This is a genomic window from Ignavibacteriota bacterium, from assembly GCA_016707525.1.
Taxonomy (GTDB): Bacteria; Bacteroidota; Ignavibacteria; order UBA10030; family UBA6906; genus JAGDMK01.
Window position 1 is genome coordinate 12573 of the sequence record JADJHP010000010.1, and the last position, 18511, is coordinate 31083.

Consider the following 18511-nt stretch of genomic DNA (forward strand, 5'->3'; position numbering starts at 1 on the left):
CGGCTCGGCAATGACCTTCGCCTTCGGCGGGATCGGGACGACGCTCACGATAGCGAACTGCCACACCGTGCTGCTCAAACTCGCCGCGGTGGACAACAATGCTTTGTGGGATCCCCGGGCGGGTTCCTGCAGACGCGAATTTCTCACGTGGTTATCGCTTTTTGCGGGGCGTTGGAACAACGAGCACCCCGCGAAGCCGGAATTCGCCCCATGGATCATCAACAAGGCAAGCTGTTACCCCTATCAGGACTACAAGTACAGCGTGCCGTTCTCGGCATGGGATATGGACACCGAGCCTCCTACGCGCCTTGCAGTAGGGCATATTGAGAACAACGCCACCGACGGGCTGCTCGACGGGCGTTACTGGCAGGACACAACAATAGACAATAGATCAGCACAAGAAATGGCATTCATATTCAGGTCGCCGTATACCGATGCGGCGGATCCGGTACTGACGGTGAACCTCTCAAACAACAAGACCACGCCCCTTATGTGGGTCATCGCGTGCAACCGGCGGGCAGAAGAGCCGTGGCCGGGGACGGATCAGTTCATGATCAACGCATATCACTTTCCGACATCGAAGGATGTATGGATGTTCAACCCGTCTGTCATGGCGGACGTGCGTCAGGCGGACCAACCATTGCGGTTCGCGTTGCTACAGAACTATCCGAATCCGTTCAACCCGGTGACGACGATACGGTATGAGCTTCCGGCGCAGAGCGAAGTGACGATCACGGTGTATGATGTGCTTGGCCGCGCAGTGCGGCACCGGATACGCGAAGTGCAGCCCGCCGGGTCGCACACGGTGTTGTGGCATGCGGATACCGACGCGGGCGGCAGTGTTGCGAGCGGTGTTTACTTCTACCGGTATACCGCTGCACGTTCTGACCACAACGGGTACTACGAACACACCATGAAGATGATCCTTCTCAAATGATGGGCACAAGGGGACACCGGGGATCTGTCATGGTGAGAACTGCAGGATTCTCTGAAACCGTGTGCACGGTGATCGTGCTGGCGCTGCTTTGCACCTTCTCCATGGCTGCCCACTCATCCGACAAGAACACAAGTGCGCGGCCCGCCAGCACGCTCACGAACGATCTCTATCGACCCTTCCTCATCAACAACGTCTTCAATTACTACGGCAACAACGGGAGTGGATCATTCACCCCGTTCGGCAAAGGGGTCGGCGCGGGCGAGGGATTTGAACTCCCCAAAGGGTCGCGCTCATTCATGGTATTCCAGGATGGCATTGTGTGGGGCGGCCGTCATAAGGGACGTACTGTGGCAAAGGTCGGCGGCTCCCAGTACACGGTAACCCTTCAGGCCGGACCTCTCCTCACTAATGGTACCGCCGGCACCGACCCGGTGCCGGCGAATGCCGCGGACCCGAAGCACCGGCTGTATCGCGTCCGTTCTGATGTCCGTCCGGATGTCCCCTTCGCTGCCGTTGAAGCGATGCTGAACGCCGAAGAGATGCCGCTCATTGGCAGGTATGAATCCGTGTCCGCAGAACTTCTGTATGATGGGTACATCACCGATTGGAATGAGTGGCCGGCCGCCGCCGGCGCGCCGTTCAAGGACGTGAACGGGAACGGCGCGTACGATCCCACGGTGGATGTCCCCGGACAGCCCGATGCGGACCAGACGCTCTGGTTCGTGGCGAATGACATGAACGACAGCCTGACACAGAGCTTCGCCGGCTGTCCACCGATCGGTATTGAGATGCAGCGGACGATATGGGGATACCGGTGCGGCGGCGTCCTCGGCAATACCATCTTCATCAGCACGGTGCTCATCAACAAGAGCGGCGCGCCGGTGGACAGCATGTACATCACGCAGTGGTCCGATCCTGACCTCGGGAATGCGGGGGACGACCATGTAGGCTGCGATACCACCCTCGATATTGGCTATGCCTACAACGGTAGGGCACTCGATGCGACCTACGGCGTGAACGTACCCGCGGCCGGATTTGCATTCATCCAGGGCCCGATGGTACCGGGGGCTCCCACGGACACCGCGCTGTTCCGCTCATCCCGGCGTCCGGGATTCAGGAACCTCCGGATGAGCTCCTTCGTGGCATTCGTGGATGGCTTCCACCAGTTCACCGACCCGGCCCGGGGACGCGAACAGGATCTCAGTGGTATCGACTGATGCAGGGCACCGATGTGCACGCCGGCCGCCAGTTCCTCGATATCAACACCTCGGACACCACGAGGTTCTGCTTCAGCGGCGACCCAGTGAAGTCGACCACGGGTGGCGCGGGGTGGGTGGACGGGCAGGCTCCTTTTGTCCCGAGCGACCGCCGCATGTGCATGAGCACTGGCCCGTTCACGTTCGCCAACGGCGACACGCAACAGGTGGTCATTGCCTGCCTCGCGTCGCAGGGGACCGATCGCCTCAAGAGCATCACAGCATTGCGGTCCGATGTTCGCACGGTGCAGAGCTTCCACAGGAACCTCTCCCTCGGGCGCCGCATGCCGCTGGTGTCCTGTTCTGTGGCGCGCGATACCGCACGGGCTGCTGTCACATTCCACTGCGATGCGCGCCAGGGGCCTCTCGTTGCTGCAGCCATCGAACTCACGACCGCAACGGGTTGGCCTGTTGCTACGGTCCCCCTCGCGGATGATGGGTTGCACGATGACGGCGCCGCGGGTGATGGCGTCTGGGCGGGGATGGCGCAGGTGCCCGTTCAGAACACAGGCATGAAGGCCGGGGCGCTGCTCATGTATCCCGGTGGTGAGACCATCGCCCTGGGCAACGTCCTCGACCATATCACCACCGTACCGGTCTCGGTCGTGTCGTTCGAGGTCGCATCGGACAATATCAACAGCGACGGCATCGCGAACCCCGGCGAAAACGTGCGCTACTCCTTCTCGCTGAAGAACGACGCGTCGCTGGCAATACCGAACCTCGCCGCTACACCGGCCCCGTTCACGGGGAATGGGAAGTACACCATCCCGGTGCTTCCCGCCCATGGGCAGTTCGAGCCGGACTACGATGCCAATGTTCCGGGAAGCTACTTCGTGTTTGATGTGCCCAACGGGTATCAGGATACCACGATGCGCATGGCGATCGTGGTGACGGACGACAGTGCGAACGTGTGGCGGGATACGCTCGTCTTTCCCGTGCGGCCGTTGCCGGGTCCGGTGTCCACCTCACCGCTCCGGCATATCAGCGGGAAGGCATCGGGATCGTTCGTCATCCGCATCGCCGACCCGTCGGTCGTGAAGGATCATCTCTATGTCCTCCGTGCCGTTGACAGCGCCGGCGTGATCGGCGCCTATTCGCTGAAGGACTCCACAGCCGGTCTGGTGCTCTTCGATGGTCACGCTCCGCCGGATTCGCTCGGGCACGAAAGTCCGGTGGTGGATGGCTTCAAGGTGCTCCGGGGAGCGATCGATACCAGCCCCGGGATGAGGTCGTGGGCGGTGCCGCAGGGGACGCTCAGGTTCTCGCCCGCAGGCGGGTTCCGGGGGATCGGGTTGGAGGGTTTCAGCGATGCTTCATTTCCCGATGCCTATGATCCGCAGCGTGGCACGATCGGAGCGGCGATGCATACTTCCTATGGAGGGATCGGGTCGATGCTCACGGTGGCAGACTGCCGCACCGTGCTGCTCAAACTCGCCGCGGTGGACAACAATGCTTTGTGGGATCCCCGGGCCGTTCCTGCAGACACGAACATGTCGCGCGGCTACCGCTTTCTGCGCGGCGTTAGCCCAACGAGCTCCCCCGCGAAGCCGGAATTCGCGCCGTGGATCATCAGGAAGGAAAGCGGCTTTCCGTACCAGGACTACAATTTCAGTGTACCGTTCTCGGCATGGGACATGGAGACGGATCCCCCGACGCGGCTTGCCGTCGGGCATCTGGAGAACAATCTGAACATCGGGCGTCTCGACGGCCGGTACTGGCCCGGTCCTCCCACAACGGACAACAGTGGGGCACGTGAACTGGCGTTCATTTTCAGATCGCCGTACACGGACACGCCGGATCCTGCGCTCACCGTGAACCTGTCCAACAATGCCACCACGCCGCTTATCTGGGTGATGGCTTGTGCCCGGAGTGCAGGGGACGTATGGCCGGGAACGGACCAGTTCATGATCATCGCACATCATTTCCCGTCGTCAGAGGACGCCTGGGTGTTCAATCCATCGGTCGTTGTGGGTGTGCAGCAAGCAGAGCAGCCGATGTCGTTCGCATTGCTGCAGAACTATCCGAATCCCTTCAACCCTGTGACGACGATACGGTATGAGTTGCCGCGAGAGCGAAGTGACGATCACGGTGTCTATGAGTGTGCTCGGCCGTGCGGTGCGGCATCTGCTGCGCGAAGTGCAGCCCGCCAGGTCGCACGCTGTGCTCTGGCATGGGGACAACGATGCCGGCGTGAGTATTGCGAGTGGCGTGTACTTCTACCGGTGCACGGTCGAACAGTCGGATCGTGGCGGAAAGTTCGATCAGACGATGAAGATGATCGTCCTCAGATGACGTTGGAGAGGGTTGGCTGCTTGAGCGCAATTTCCATTCTTCCTGAAGGGGCTTGCGGGCGAAACAACACCGGCGCCCCCGGCGGCGCGCCCGCCGGGGGGGCGGGCGATTTGTGCCTGTTAAACCGGGAATTTCGTACCACTGCACCAGGAGCGCATCCGGGGTTGAGCGCGGCCTGCCGATCGCCGGCACCGTACCGCCGGGGCCCCCAACCGCAACAGGGACCGGCACATCGACGTATCAGTAGCAACTCCACGGTCCCGCGTGGATCGCATCCGGCCCCACGTGTCTCACCGTGTATGGGAGCACCTGATGCAACTGCGGTTGAAGATGTGTACTGATCTCACATGAATCGGAGTTCAGCATGCCACGAACCATCCTCACGCAACGCGACATCGATGCACGCGCCGGTGCACGCGGATCTACAGCCGCCCCTTCTCCTGATGGCTACGGCTCCCGCATCCTGAAGTACATCCCCGCTGAGGTCGTCACGGTCTATATCGCCGTGCAGGGCGTCATCACCGCGGCCGACCCCGCCGGCCCGAACGCCACGATCCTCTGGATCGCCTTCGGCATTCTCCTGGCGCTCACGCCGGTCTATCTCTGGCGCATCACGCACGTGACGAAGGCCCTGCAGCTCGTCATTGCCACGGTCGCCTTCGCGGTGTGGGTCTTTGCTCTCGGCGGCCCGTTCGCGTTCCTGCCCTGGTATCAGGCGGTGTATGGCGCGGTGCTGCTCCCGTTGTTCACATTCATCGTAGGCATTGTCATCCCGAATGGTGGGTCGACGACCTGACCGGACGTTCGGCGGCAAGATGCGAATGTGAGGGTTTCACAGACTTCTGTGAGTCTGGATTTACTCAACGTCTTGAGTAATTGTACTCAATGCGTTGAGTAAACGTAGAGGAGCCCGCCCCCCCGAATGTCTCTCAGGAGCATCCGAGAAGAAGGCAGGAACTCCCGTCGCCACTCACGTTACGGAGTCAGCAGATACATCGATCACTCAAGGGAGGGAACATCATGGCTAGCGGATATGCGCTGTCGATCGGTCTCAATGCGGTGGATCCTGATCACTACGCCGGCTGGTCCGGCAACCTCATTGCCTGTGAGGCGGATGCCCGCGACATGATGGCGATCGCCGACAGCCAGAAATTCAAGGGGACGATGCTTCTCACGCGTGCGGCCACGCGCAAGAACGTGATCGCGGGTATCACGACGGCGGCGGGCAAGCTGAAAAAGGGCGACATCTTCCTTCTCACGTACTCGGGGCACGGTGGTCAGGTGCCCGACACGAACGGGGAGGAATCGGATGGACAGGATGAGACGTGGTGCCTGTTCGATGGCGAGATGATCGACGATGAACTCGATGCACTCTTCGCGAAGTTCGCTGCCGGGGTGCGCATCCTGGTGTTCTCGGACAGCTGTCACAGCGGCACGGTGACACGCGAAGCATTCCTCCGCGGCACCCCGTTCGAATTCCCGCGCGATGCCACGGGAGCTCCTATGAAGTACCGGTTCATGCCTCCGGAGGTCGCCCTCCGCACGTACCGCGAGAACAGGAAGTTCTACACGCAGATCGCGCGCCCGTTCGCGGACAAGAAAGCACCGCCGCACCCGAAGGCCTCTATCCTTCTGTTCTCAGGCTGTCAGGACAACCAGACCTCCGCGGACGGCACGTACAACGGGCTCTTCACGGCGAATCTTCTGCGGGTGTGGAACAACGGCCGGTTCAAGGGGGACTACACGCGCTTCCACCGCGACATCCTCCGGCGCATGCCGCCCGATCAGTCGCCGAACCTCTACAAGACCGGCGCGGTGGATACGGTGTTCTATGCGCAGAAGCCGTTCACGATCTGAGGTTCGCCGGACACTGCCCCCCTTCGTTCCGGGTGCGGTGTCCGCTGGATGCCGTTCCGTGCAGGACAGGGAGGATCCTCGAACAGCTCTGATGCATGTGTGAAATGCACACGGGGGGAAGTGGACCGTTCAGGTACCGCTTCCCCCCGGTGCGTTTCTGTCGGATGCCTGTCGCGTGCCTATCGCGTGCCTATTCCGTCGTCGGATCCGCGAGAGTCTCCACCCGCAGTCCCAGCCGCTGCTCCATCAGATGCCCGCTGAACACGTCCCAGAATTCCCACATCTCGGACGAAGTACCACCGGTCTCTTCCTCATGCATCTTCATGAGATGCGCCAGCCCCTGCTCCCGCGCATCGTCCGACTCCACCATTGCCTGTCTGGTCTCGAGGAACACATCCTGCGCCCAGAGCTGATCCAGCGCCAGGCAGAGCTGCAACGTGGAGCGCGACTTCTCCAGCATCAGCGCGTCGTGCTTGCCGATGAACAGCACCTTCCGGACGGGTTCCATCAGGAAGAAGAGCACCTGCCACGCCGATGGCATGGCGCTCTCGGTATCGCCGGGCTGCGAGACGAACACGTACTCGCGGGAGAGGTCGACACGGATGTTGTCGTCCTCGGAAAGATGGAAGTGCACGCCCTCGCCGTCGATGTACCCCGAGCAGTTCGATGCGGCGCCGACGGAACGGATGGATGCGACGAGCTCCGCGAGCGGCACAGAGGTGGGCACACGGAGATGGCAGTAGGGTGGGACCTCCTCGCCCCCGAAGTAGATCTGAGGGGCCAGGTCCCGGGTGGTTTCGAAGAGTTGTGGGAACATGGATGATTCCTCCGTTAGATTGAATACGTCAAGATACGGGGGGAATTCCGATGGGGAAGGATCATGAAATGAGACAAATCCTCCCGCCGTGCATGCGCGAAGCCTGGCGCAAGCCCGATCCATTGATAGAAAGGGCAATGCGGCGTGGCCTGCCAGAGCCGGCAGGTCATCGCTTGCTTCCCTCCATCGTGCTGAGTATACTGCGCTCAGCCAACTCATCAAATGCGCCCCGCACAGCCGCGCTGCACTGTTCCTTCATGTCGGGCATACTGCGCATACGCACCGCGACCGCTGAGCGTTTCGCGACCCTGACTCACGTCTCTATTATAGAGGACTGCGACACGATGAATTGTTCGGCCTGGAGGGAGAGAGCATACCAGCACACATGGTGGTATCCGCTCGTTGGTATCACAACGCTTATCGTCCTGCTGGCAGTGCATGCCACCCCGGCACAACAACGCTTCAGCCATCCGGACAGAAGCAACAGCCCGATGGACACGCTGCTCCGTTCCTTCGTCGCGCCCCCCGATCAGGCCAAACCGCGGGTGTACTGGTGGTGGCTCTTCAACCGGGTGGACAGTGCAGGGATCACCCGTGACATGGAAGAGTTCCGGGCGAAAGGCATCAGCGGCGTGAACCTGATCTGCACCGGCGGCTACGCCGGAAAAGAACCCCTGCCCGGTGTGACGTATCAAAGCCCATCGTGGTGGAGTCTCTTCCGCCATGCCGTGAAGGAGGCCAAGCGCTGCGGTATCGAACTCGGCTTCAACCTCTCGGCCGGAGGGTGGACGATGCAGGGTCCCTGGGTGACCAAAGACCATGCGATGAAGAAGGTGGTCTCGTCGGACATGAAGATGGTGGGACCGACCACATTTTCGGATACGCTGCCGCACCCCCCGACAGTCGATGCGTATTATCGCGATATCATGGTGCAGGCGTTCCGACTGCAGGCGGGAACGAAGATCAGCGATCCCGCATCGGTCACCGATCTGACCGACCGGTTGAGGTCCGACGGCCGCCGACTGGCAGGTGCCCCCGGGCGAGTGGGCGATTGTGAGGTCCGGTTACACACTCACCGGCCACCCGTGGAGCAGATGGTGGGCGTATCCCCAGCACTATCCCCAGGGAGATACGTTCGAAGGGGGCGACGGCTATGAGATCGACTATCTCGATCGGCGGGCACTGGACGATCACTTCCAGCATCTTGCGATACCGATACTGGAGGAAGTGAAAAAGGCGGGCGGAGAGCTCGCGTACTTCTGGTCCGATAGCTGGGAATGCGGCAAGCTCACGTGGACGCACGATCTCCCTGCACAGTTCAGGAAATTCCGGGGATATGATCTCACGCCGTACCTCCCCGTCCTCGCTGGATACACGGTGGCCGATACGAATGTGTCGGCGCGGTTCCTCGCCGACTTCGACCGCACGATCCAGGACTGCATCGCGGAGAACTTCTACGGCCACTTCATGGAGCTGTGTCATGCCCACGGTGTGAAGGTGGGGAACGAAGCGGCGGGACCGAACGACATCCCGCCGATCGATGCGTTGAGGAACCTGGGATACTGCGACATCCCCGCCGGCGAGTTCTGGGTGAACGGGCATCGGCGCGCGCAGCACGGATACAATGCCGACCGCGGACTGCGGCTCAACCTGAAGCAGACCGCCACGGCGGCGCATGTCTATGGAAAACGCGAAGCGATGGCGGAGGCATTCACCATGATGGATGGGGATGCTACGCACTGGGCGCTGGGGCCATCCGACCTGAAGCCGTATGCCAACGATGCGTTCTGCGAAGGCATCAACCGCCTAATGCTGCATCAGTCCACGTGTCAGCCGCCATCCGACGGCAAGCCGGGGTTTGAATTCTGCGCGGGACAGCATTTCACGCCGAACATCACCTGGTGGGAACAGTCGCCGGCATTCTTCACGTATCTCCCGCTGTCAGCAGATGCTGCAACAGGGTCTCTTCTCTGCAGACGTGTGCTTCTATCTCGGTGAACGTCCGCCACTGCTCGCGCCGCCCAAGTATCTCGTTCCTTCTCTTGGTGCCGGATACGATTGCGACTACGCCAACCCCGATGTGCTGCTCAACCGGATGTCTGTCAGGGATGGGCGTATCGTTCTCTCCGACGGCATGAGCTATCGGATGCTGGTCCTGCAGAATTGCACATCGCCCGTGCAGGAGATCTGCGACAGGGTGGGCGCATACCAGAGTCTGAAGGTCTCTTCCGTTCCTTCCACGGAAATGTCCGTGGAGGTCATCACCAAACTGAGGGAACTGATCCTTGCAGGTGCCACGGTCGTGGGGCCGCCGCCGCTCACTGCAGGCGGACTGAAGGAGTATCCGGAGAGTGACAGGCAGGTGAAAGCCATTGCCGCAAGTATCTGGGGGGACCTCGATGGCGTCATGCGCACGGAACGGCGCCTCGGCAAGGGGAGGATCATATGGGGGAAGACGCCGCGTGAGATCCTGATCGCAGATGGGATCATGCCGGACTTCTCCTACACGGGACAGGCGGCGAACCCGGAGCAATGCGACTACATACACCGCACCGTGGGCGATGCGGAGGTCTACTTCGTGATCAATCGCACCGACCGCATCGTGAAGAGCGAGTTCACGTTCCGTGTGGCAGGGAAGCAGCCCGAGATCTGGGACGCGGTGACGGGTGAGGCTTCCGCGGCGCGCGCGTACCGTCAGGCGAACGGCACGACCACGATACCGTTGGAGCTGGATGCGTTCGGTTCATGCTTCGTGGTGTTCCGCACACCCATTGCCGATGGTATGGCCGGACCGGCTGCGACGAATGTTCCCGGGTGGAAAGAGCTGAGCATGGTGAAGAGTTCATGGAAGGTCTCGTTCGATCCGGTGTGGGGTGGCCCTGCTTCAGCAACATTCCCCGCGCTCGTGAGTTGGACGGACCGGCAAGAGAGCGGCATCAAACATTACTCCGGCACCGCGATCTATCGAACGACATTCCAGCATAGGAAGACTGCAGGTACGGGAGGGAAAGGCGGTCGTTTGTATCTGGACCTGGGCGACGTCAGGAACGTGGCTGAGGTGAGCATGAACGGCAGGAAGCTCGGAGTTCTCTGGTGCGCTCCCTGGCGAGTGGAGATCACGGATGTTGTGCGGTCAGGCAAGAATTCGCTGGAGATCGGCGTCACCAACCTCTGGGTGAACCGCGTCATCGGCGACCTCAACCTGCCGGCGGCTCGCCGGATCGCGAAGACGCATGATGCGTTCCGGTTCGACTTCCTCACGGGGAAGACGCCGCTTGCACGATCGGGACTGCTCGGGCCGGTGCGGATACTGGCACGCGAAGACTAGCGTTGATGCCGGGTGCCCGGGGTTACTGGACATGCCGGGCGCGAACGGTGCTCCTGCCAGGGTCAAGCGACGTTCCCGGTGGGCACGAACGGTGTTCCTGCCGGCCACCCGACAGGCTCTCAGCACTGTCACAATGATATGCTGTACACGCCGAGCGATATGAACAACCGCGGCGAGTAGACGGGCCTGGTCCGTAGCAACGCCGGATCTGCGAGAATGTCCCCGGTGCTGTGTCCGTCCAGTGCGGTGTTCCTGATCCACAGCGCCCCCACGCTCAGTTTCGCGAACGAGTACGACGCACCCACCCCCACACCTATCCCGCGGAACGAATCGAACGGATTGACGATGAGTTCGGGCACGCTGATCGCAAGCCCCTTGTCCTTCACATCGCGGAAGTCCAGGAAGCGCCATGCGACGCCGAACGAGATCCCCTGCGACCAGTGGGAGATGTCGTCCTTCGACGCCCGGATGGCGTAGCCGCCCGCGACGCGTTCGGTGGAGTACGACCGGAAATCATCGCCTCCCCAGTAGATGACGGCAAGAGCGGACATCGGACGGGCGATGGGATCGGGAAGGACATTGATGCTGTAGCGCGAGAGCGTGGTATCGAGTCCGGCGAAGGACATTGTCTCTGACGATGCGATGGTGACCGTGGCGCTGATGCCGGCCTTCCACGTGCTGCGCGCATACAGGTTCACCTCCGTGCTGTTGCCAATGGTGCTGAGGCGGATGAGCGCGCGCTCGAGCTGCGTTGCCCGGGTAAGGATCGTCCTGCTCTGGTCCCTCAGCTCCGACACGTCCTTCGTCACCTTCACGCGCGTCAGCGCGTCGTACCACACAGCAAGAGAGTCCAGGAACCGGAGGCGCGGGCGTGCGCTGGTGCCTCCCAGATACTGCGCCGCGAACTGCCGTGTGGCAGAGATCTCTTCCTGCGTGAGCGATTCCGCCACCGAAAGGTTTCGGACCTTCCACATCGTCGTGGCACGGAGAGAGGCGATGGAATCCCGGAACGCGGTGACCTTCAGCGTGGCGAGCTCGGGCACATCGCGGTCGGTCGAGGCGAGGCCAAGGAGAAGCGGGACCTCCGCCGCGTACGGCTTGATCGCATCGAGGAGTCCCTGGTACAGCTCGTACTCCGCCGATTCGATCTCTTTGGTGGCGACCCTTGCATCCCAGATCGCGGTGACGTAGTTGCGCAGCACCACTTTCACCGGGTCGGCGGTGCGGATGGTGAGTGCCGGTGAGCCGATGCCGCCGATGTCCCGTGCTGTGAAGGATTCGCGTGCGCCGTCATGCGCCCGGTAGGCTTCCACGAATGCCCCCGCGGCATGATCGATGACGACGATGGTGGAGTCCCCGGCCCGGGAGGTGATCGTTGCTGCCAGAAGAAGGAGTATCAGAAATGTACCGCGTACGCGTGAGCTCATGATGATCGCTCCAGGAGGGGGATCATGGGATCGAGGTTTCGATGTGTTGGATCGCCGCATGGAAGCCGCGGCTCTCGTTCAGTATACGGAGACAGGCGGCAGAAGGTGTCGGTACGGGATGTGGGCGGAAGGTCCGCCGATGCCCCGGTCCGTTCTGCAAAGGCCTTCACGCTGTTCCGCTTCCCGGCTTCAACGGCTCTCCCCGTACGGCGACCAGCGCTTCGTCGAGCCTGAGGTGCACGCTGATGATCTCAGGGATGTGCGTCCGTTCGAGTACGAGCCAGACCACCGATTGGGGATCCAGGAGCACCAGATTGCCGTGGCGCTTCTGCACGGACTGCGCGAGGCGGACGAGCATACCGATCCCGATGGATGACATGAAGTTCACTTCGGCGAGGTCCACGACCACGCGCATGCCTTTGTCCGCGGTCGCCGCCGCAAGCCGTTTGCCGACCACGTCGGCCCCGTCAAGATCCATGCGGCCCTCAAGTTTCAGGACCGTGATGCCGTCTTCGCGCTGCAACGTCGTGAAGTCCATCGTGGCCTCCCTGTGGGTGTCGGGGTAGTATACGAACTTTCGGATTGAAGGAAAACCTCGAAGGACGGGGTTTCCGGCTGGCGTCCGGGAACGATCCTGCAGTGTCCGGGGGCGCGTGCCCCTGCGCCGGAACATCTCCGCCGTTCTGATCGTTCATAGAGAAAGTACCACAATGAATGGCGGCTCCAATGTTCATGAAGAACCGGGATCTCATCACCAGGACCATCCAGATCAATGCCCCTGCCTCCCGCATCTGGCCCATCATGTCCGGCGTGGAGCAGTGGCACACCTGGACCCCCTCGATCCGCACGGTGAAGCGTCTGGACGCCGGTCCGTTCGGCGTCGGCTCGCGGGTGATGGTCCTCCAGCCGAAGCTCCCGCCTGCATTCTGGAAGGTGACGGAATTCGCGCCGGGCCATCATTTCTCGTGGGTTTCCGCCGCCCCCGGACTCACCGTGACCGCCGTGCACCGCATCGATCCCGGTGCGAATGGATGCAAGGTGACGCTCTCCGTCCACTACGAGGGGTTCTTTGCCGGTCTTGCGGTGAAGCTGATGGGCGCCATCACGGAGAAGTACGTCGGCTGGGAGGCGGAGGGGCTGAAGAACGTGAGCGAGGGGGAGGACGATGCCACTGAACACTGAGGTCACGGCGCTGGTCGCGGCACTGAAGCACCCGATGGCGAAGGAGATCACCGCGCTCCGGAAACTGATCCTTGCCTCGCACAAGGGGCTCGGAGAGACCATCAAATGGAACAGCCCGAACTTCGCGGTAGGCTCCGAGGACCGTATTACGCTCCGGATCCAACCCATACGGCATATTCAGATCATTTTGCATCACGGCGCCAAACCCGTGAAACCAAAGACGAAGCCCGTCACGGATACATCAGGACTGCTCGACTGGAAGGGGACCGACCGTGCGGTGCTGGAGATACTGACGCCCGCCGATCTGAAGAAACATCAGCGGGTTATCGGGAAGATCGTGAGGGAGTGGGTGGAGGCGACGACCTGAAGCCGGATCTGCTTACCCTCGATGATCCATTCCGCACCGCGCGAACGTGCCATGGGGTCGATCTCTTGCTCATCATGCAAATGCATCATGAGGTCGGTCTCTTACTCATCGTGCGAATGCATCATGAGATCGAGATCTGATGTGATCACAACCCCACTCATGGAGACCCCATCATGTCGTTCCAAGCCTACCTGGATACCATCAAGGCCAAAACAGGCAAGTCCCCCGAGCAATTGAAGGCCGCCGCCGTGAAGGCTGGTGTCTACAGTCCGATGATGAAGGCCACGGAGCTGGTTGCCTGGCTGAAGGAGGAATTCGATCTCGGCCACGGACACTCCATGGCCATATGGGCTGTCTGGAAAGACAAGGGGTGGGTCCAGGCGCCGAAGTCGAAGAAGGGTTAGCCGGTGGGGGGCCGAGATTACCCTATTGGGGGCATTCCCGCGCCCTGCTGTTCAATTTGTTTATATGTTCAAAATATGTGAACTGTCATTATTTTTGAACACAAGGCAATATTGATTCAGTTCTTGATTTGTGTTCAATATTTATGTATGTTCATAATATGTGAACATAACTGGTAATTGAACATGCCGCGCCGCAGAACAGCGAAAAAAGCACCCGATCCCGAGACTCTCGATGAAGCGCTTGTTGCGTTCCAGCGGGCGACGGGCCTCCATGCGGAAAAACGTCAGGCCGGCTTTCTTGCGGGAAAGCAACCGGTCGACGCAGTGATTCGCCTCAATGAACCAACGGGCCCCGTGGAATACCTGGCCGAGATCAGGAAGACCCTGACGGAGCCAATGCTCGGCCAGCTCATGCAGAAGTTCACCGCGAATCCCGGCAAATGGATCGTGATCGCTCCCTACGTCCCGGCATATCTTGCGAAAAAGATGAGAGAGCTCGGCCTGCAGTTCATGGATACCGCAGGCAATGCGTACGTCCACGAGAATCCTCTCCTGATCTTCCTCCATGGGAACCGCGCAAAAGAACCGGTCCGCGAAAAAGGTGAGAAGGTTGCCTTCAACGCCGGGGCGATCCGCATCCTCTTCGTGCTCCTCTGTGAACCACGACTGCTCAATGCCACCTACCGCGAACTCGGCGCCGCCGCAGGCACGGCGCTCGGAACAGTAGCCGGGGTGATGAAGGCCCTGGCTGCGGATGGCTACATGCTCGACACCGGTGCGAAAAGACTCGTACGCAAACAGGAGCTCGTGGCCCAGTGGACGCGCGCGTATGCAAACCGCTTCCGGCGGCAGCAACTCATCGGACGCTTTGCGGCAGACCGGGCCGATCTCTGGAAGGAGCTGCAGCTCGGCGGTCGCGGTGCGCTCTGGGGCGGCGAGGTTGCAGTCCATAAGCTCCTGCATCACCTCAAGCCGGCGATCACCACGCTCTATGCCCACAAACCGGTCGATGCCCTCGTCGTCGACCTCCGCCTGCGCAAGGACGACAAAGGGCCGATCGAACTCCGCGAGCGGTTCTGGCGATTCAAGATGACCGACCCCGTGGCCGATACCGTTCCACCGTTGCTCGTGTACGCGGACCTGCTTGCCACCGCCGACGCAAGGAACATCGAGGCCGCACAGGAAGTCTATGACCGATTCCTCAAGAAACATCTCACATAAGCTCCCGCCGGAAAGTGCGGAGGTCCTCTGCGATGTGGCACGGCATGCCCTCCAACTGGATGTCCCGTTCTTCGTGCTCGGTGCCACCGCGCGCGATATGATCTTCGGCGCACTCTATGACATCCCCGTATCACGGGCAACGTTCGACATCGATCTCGCTCTGCGGGTTGCGGACTGGAAGCAGTATGCCTCGCTTCGCACCGCTCTCCTGCACACCCAACGGTACACAGAGGACCATCACCACCAACAGCGGTTGCATCACGACAGCGGCACCGCCATCGATCTGGTCCCGTTCGGGCCGGTCGAGACACCCGCGGGCGCGATCGCATGGCCACCCGGCAATGACGTCGTGATGAGTACGTCAGGATTCGAAGAAGCTCTGGCGAGCTCGATCGAGGTGATCATTGCGGAAGACCCTGAACGGACGGTGAAGGTCTGCACCCCCGCGGCACTTGCCGCAATGAAGATCATCGCCTGGCACGACAACTATCCCGCCCGCACAAAAGATGCACAGGACCTTCTGTTCCTGATGAAGGAGTACCTCCACGCCGGGAATCAGGAACGGCTGTATGATACCGCGGCCGACATTCTTTCGGCCACCGGATTCTCCCTCGAAGTGGCGGGCCCCCGGCTGCTGGGCCGCGACATCCGGCGGATGGTGCAGGCGGAGACACGGGAGAAGCTTCTCGCGATCCTTACAACTGAAACCGTCGATGACTCCCAGTTCCGCCTCCTCTCGGACATGACCCGGACGACACTGAGGGATGATGCGAGGTTGGAAGAGGTACTGCTGCTCTTGCGGCAAGTAAAGGCCGGACTTTCTTCTGACTGACCGGATCTGGGAAGGGCAACGGCGCCGGCGCCGCCTCCACCCCGGCCGTCGCCTTGACTTTCTCCCGTTTCCGCATCATATTCTCCCAGCACACCTTCTCCGGCCCCGTTCCACGGGCCCCGCAGTGGTTCTCCTCACACGCTCTTGCGCACGAAGGCGATGTCGATAGCACAGTTGTCGGGGGCACCTGCAGCGATCCACACTCGCGTTCCTCTCCCTCGCCGGGGACCGTTCGGATACTGCTGCAGTCACAACACCGGCCGGTTCCATCAGCCGCGCTGTCCGATCATTGACTTCCGAGAGGAGGAGCACATGAAGTGCGCTCTCCAGATCCCGCTCTGCATACTCTGCTTGCTCACCATCACGCAGCCCGTGCACGCCCAATGGCTCCGGGCGAACGGGCCAGAGGTCGCCCTGGCCCGATCTCTCGCCGTCATGGGTACTCACCTCTATATGGGCTCCGATGGCTATGGCATCTGCCGGTCGACGGATGGCGGCACGAGCTGGACGCAGATCAACGCCGGACTGCCTGATTTTCCTCAGGTCAATGCACTCGCAGTGATCGGGTCGACGATCTTCGCCGGCACCGGCGCAGGCATCTACGCTTCCACCGGTGGCGCATTACCCTGGAGCGAAATGGATGCCGGCATTCCTGCCTCTCCCTGGGTGTTCGCGCTTCATGCCAGCGGCTCAACACTCTTCGCCGGAACGAACTACGGCGCGTGGCGCTCCACGGACAACGGTGCTCACTGGACAAACATCGATTCCGGGCTCGCGCTCACTTTCGTCCGCTGCTTCGCATCGGATGGCACATCGCTCTATGCCGGCACCGATGTGGGGATCTATCGCTCCACCGACAACGGCACCACCTGGACCGCCGCGAACAACTGGTTCACGGTCACGAAGATCAATGCGCTCGTGATGATCGGGTCGGATCTCTATGCGGGGGCTTCCTCTCCGGGTGCGGTGAACAGAGGCGTCTTCCGCTCCACCGACAACGGCGTCACCTGGACCCAGCAGAACAACGGCATGGCGAATACCTACGTGCTCTCTCTTGCTGCCATCGGGCAAACACTCTTCGCCGGCACCACCGCGGGGAACGTGTATCGTTCCACGGACAGGGGCACCACATGGGGGAAAGCCCATGCGTGGTTCACCAGTGCGGATATCACCGCACTCCTCTCGGATGGTACCACGCTCCACGCGGGGACGGACGACAGCGGGGTGTTCCATTCTACGAACAATGCCGGGTCGTGGACACAGACGTATTCATGGCTGACCTCCACGAATGTGCGGACGCTGCTCGTGAAGGGCTCGTTCCTCTTTGCGGGTACCGAGTCGGGCGGCGTCTTCCGTTCTTCGGATGATGGCCTGCACTGGACACAGGTGAATGCCGGACTCACGTACCCGTCGGTCTATTGCCTCGCCGCAAGTGGTGCGAACCTGTTCGCCGGAACGTGGGGAGGCGGGGTGTTCCTCTCCACCGACGACGGCACGAGCTGGGCGCTCCGCGATTCGGGGCTCGCGAATACCTCCATCAACTCCCTTGCCGTCGATGGCCAGACCGTCTATGCCGGTTCGGACGACGGCGTGTATGTCTCTACGGACAACGGCACAACATGGTCGATGCCCTATACGGGTCCGCCACGTTCCACCATCGTCGCGTTCGCACAGCAAGCACACACACTCTTTGTCTGCACATACTTCGGCGGAGCCTTCGCATCAACCGACAGCGCCCGGAGCTGGACGCCGCTGGGTTATGGACTCCCGGGCACCGGTCTCTACTCGATGGCCGCGAGCCCGACGGCGCTGTTCGTCGGGGCCAACAGCGCCGGGATCAGCCGATCCACGGATCAGGGCGCGACCTGGACCTCTGTGGGCACCGGGCTGACGAGCAACTCCGTGACCGCCATCCTCCTCCATGGCGCGTACATCTTCGCCGGCACATGGGCCGGTGTCTCCATGTCCGCCAACGATGCCACGTACTGGTCCGGTATCAACTCGCCGCTCATCAGCAACACGATCGTGAACTCCCTGGCGATCATCGGCTCTGACCTTTTTGCGGCCACGCCGACGGGCGTCTACACGCGTGATATTGGTGGTCTCACGTGCGACGTCCGGACGGATGAAGGAGCGCGTATCAGCGGCTATGCGCTGGATCAGAACTACCCCAACCCATTCAATTCCTCGACGGTGATCAGATATCAGCTGCCGGCTGCCGGGGATATTCGCCTCAGCGTGTACGACCTCCTGGGACGTGAGGTCGCGGTGCTGGCAGATGGGAAGCAGGGATCCGGAACGCACGAGGTGCGGTTCGATGCGGCCGGACTTGTCAGCGGCGTCTACTTCACCCGGTTGCAGGTCCGTGTTGTGGATCCCGCTGAAGGCGGGACCCGCCCTCCGGACTCCGCCCCCGGGCGCGAGTCCCGGGATGGCGCAGCGGGCTCCGTGCTGATGCGAAAGGTCCTCCTGATCAGGTGACGTGCACGCCACGTTGTCCTGGCCTGCCCCGGGATCGTCCTTTGTGGGCCGAAAAGGGGACCATCCCGGTGCGTTCACATCCTCCGTCAGGCTCCGGGTCGCCATTCTAA

Annotated in this window: 14 protein-coding genes and 1 pseudogene; 12 read left to right on the forward strand and 3 right to left on the reverse strand. The window is 61.5% G+C overall.

The annotated features are described in order from the left end of the window. Positions 1-10 precede the first annotated feature (10 nt). From IPI01_15685 to IPI01_15705, 5 genes are all read left to right on the forward strand, one after another. Positions 11-937: a T9SS type A sorting domain-containing protein gene (locus tag IPI01_15685; protein ID MBK7259211.1), complete on the forward strand. Its 927-nt coding sequence runs from the start codon at positions 11-13 to the stop codon at positions 935-937. Between the two features lie 29 nt (positions 938-966). Next, positions 967-2154 carry a hypothetical protein gene (locus tag IPI01_15690; GenBank protein MBK7259212.1) on the forward strand — a complete coding sequence of 396 codons (1188 nt, stop codon included), beginning with the start codon at positions 967-969 and terminating at the stop codon, positions 2152-2154. After that, positions 2154-4826, forward strand: a complete 2673-nt coding sequence (locus IPI01_15695; GenBank protein ID MBK7259213.1) for a hypothetical protein — start codon at positions 2154-2156, stop codon at positions 4824-4826. Before IPI01_15690 ends, IPI01_15695 begins: the two co-directional genes overlap by 1 nt. 23 nt (positions 4827-4849) lie before the next feature. Then, on the forward strand, positions 4850-5281 hold the full coding sequence (locus IPI01_15700) for a hypothetical protein (protein MBK7259214.1): 432 nt from the start codon (positions 4850-4852) through the stop codon (positions 5279-5281). A 224-nt stretch (positions 5282-5505) separates the two neighbouring features. After that, positions 5506-6342: a caspase family protein gene (locus IPI01_15705; GenBank protein ID MBK7259215.1), complete on the forward strand. Its 837-nt coding sequence runs from the start codon at positions 5506-5508 to the stop codon at positions 6340-6342. Positions 6343-6532: 190 nt separating this feature from the next. Here the strand turns inward: IPI01_15705 and IPI01_15710 are convergent, their stop codons facing one another. Further along, positions 6533-7159 (reverse strand): hypothetical protein, encoded by a 627-nt coding sequence (locus IPI01_15710; protein ID MBK7259216.1) that lies wholly within the window; start codon positions 7157-7159, stop codon positions 6533-6535. 491 nt (positions 7160-7650) lie between these two features. Here IPI01_15710 and IPI01_15715 point away from each other — a divergent pair. Beyond that, positions 7651-10487 (forward strand): annotated as a pseudogene (locus IPI01_15715) (glycosyl hydrolase). A gap of 128 nt (positions 10488-10615) precedes the next feature. On the opposite strand, the gene IPI01_15720 reads toward IPI01_15715, so the two are convergent. Together IPI01_15720 and IPI01_15725 are read right to left on the reverse strand one after the other, a co-directional pair. Continuing rightward, positions 10616-11914 carry a hypothetical protein gene (locus tag IPI01_15720; GenBank protein MBK7259217.1) on the reverse strand — a complete coding sequence of 433 codons (1299 nt, stop codon included), beginning with the start codon at positions 11912-11914 and terminating at the stop codon, positions 10616-10618. A gap of 166 nt (positions 11915-12080) precedes the next feature. Continuing rightward, positions 12081-12452 carry an STAS domain-containing protein gene (locus IPI01_15725; GenBank protein ID MBK7259218.1) on the reverse strand — a complete coding sequence of 124 codons (372 nt, stop codon included), beginning with the start codon at positions 12450-12452 and terminating at the stop codon, positions 12081-12083. 194 nt (positions 12453-12646) lie between these two features. Here IPI01_15725 and IPI01_15730 point away from each other — a divergent pair, with 194 nt between their 5' ends. The 6 genes from IPI01_15730 to IPI01_15755 all read left to right on the forward strand — a co-directional run bounded on the left by IPI01_15730 (position 12647) and on the right by IPI01_15755 (position 18401). Continuing rightward, positions 12647-13096 (forward strand): SRPBCC family protein, encoded by a 450-nt coding sequence (locus tag IPI01_15730; protein MBK7259219.1) that lies wholly within the window; start codon positions 12647-12649, stop codon positions 13094-13096. Continuing rightward, on the forward strand, positions 13080-13463 hold the full coding sequence (locus IPI01_15735) for a DUF1801 domain-containing protein (protein ID MBK7259220.1): 384 nt from the start codon (positions 13080-13082) through the stop codon (positions 13461-13463). Before IPI01_15730 ends, IPI01_15735 begins: the two co-directional genes overlap by 17 nt. Positions 13464-13636: 173 nt before the next feature. Then, positions 13637-13867, forward strand: coding sequence for a DUF4287 domain-containing protein (locus IPI01_15740; GenBank protein ID MBK7259221.1), 231 nt, complete (start codon positions 13637-13639; stop codon positions 13865-13867). Positions 13868-14050: 183 nt separating this feature from the next. Next, positions 14051-15088 carry a hypothetical protein gene (locus IPI01_15745; protein ID MBK7259222.1) on the forward strand — a complete coding sequence of 346 codons (1038 nt, stop codon included), beginning with the start codon at positions 14051-14053 and terminating at the stop codon, positions 15086-15088. Further along, positions 15057-15920, forward strand: coding sequence for a nucleotidyl transferase AbiEii/AbiGii toxin family protein (locus IPI01_15750; GenBank protein MBK7259223.1), 864 nt, complete (start codon positions 15057-15059; stop codon positions 15918-15920). The genes IPI01_15745 and IPI01_15750 overlap by 32 nt, the downstream gene beginning before the upstream one ends. A gap of 312 nt (positions 15921-16232) precedes the next feature. Beyond that, positions 16233-18401, forward strand: coding sequence for a T9SS type A sorting domain-containing protein (locus tag IPI01_15755; GenBank protein MBK7259224.1), 2169 nt, complete (start codon positions 16233-16235; stop codon positions 18399-18401). Positions 18402-18511: the final 110 nt, after the last annotated feature.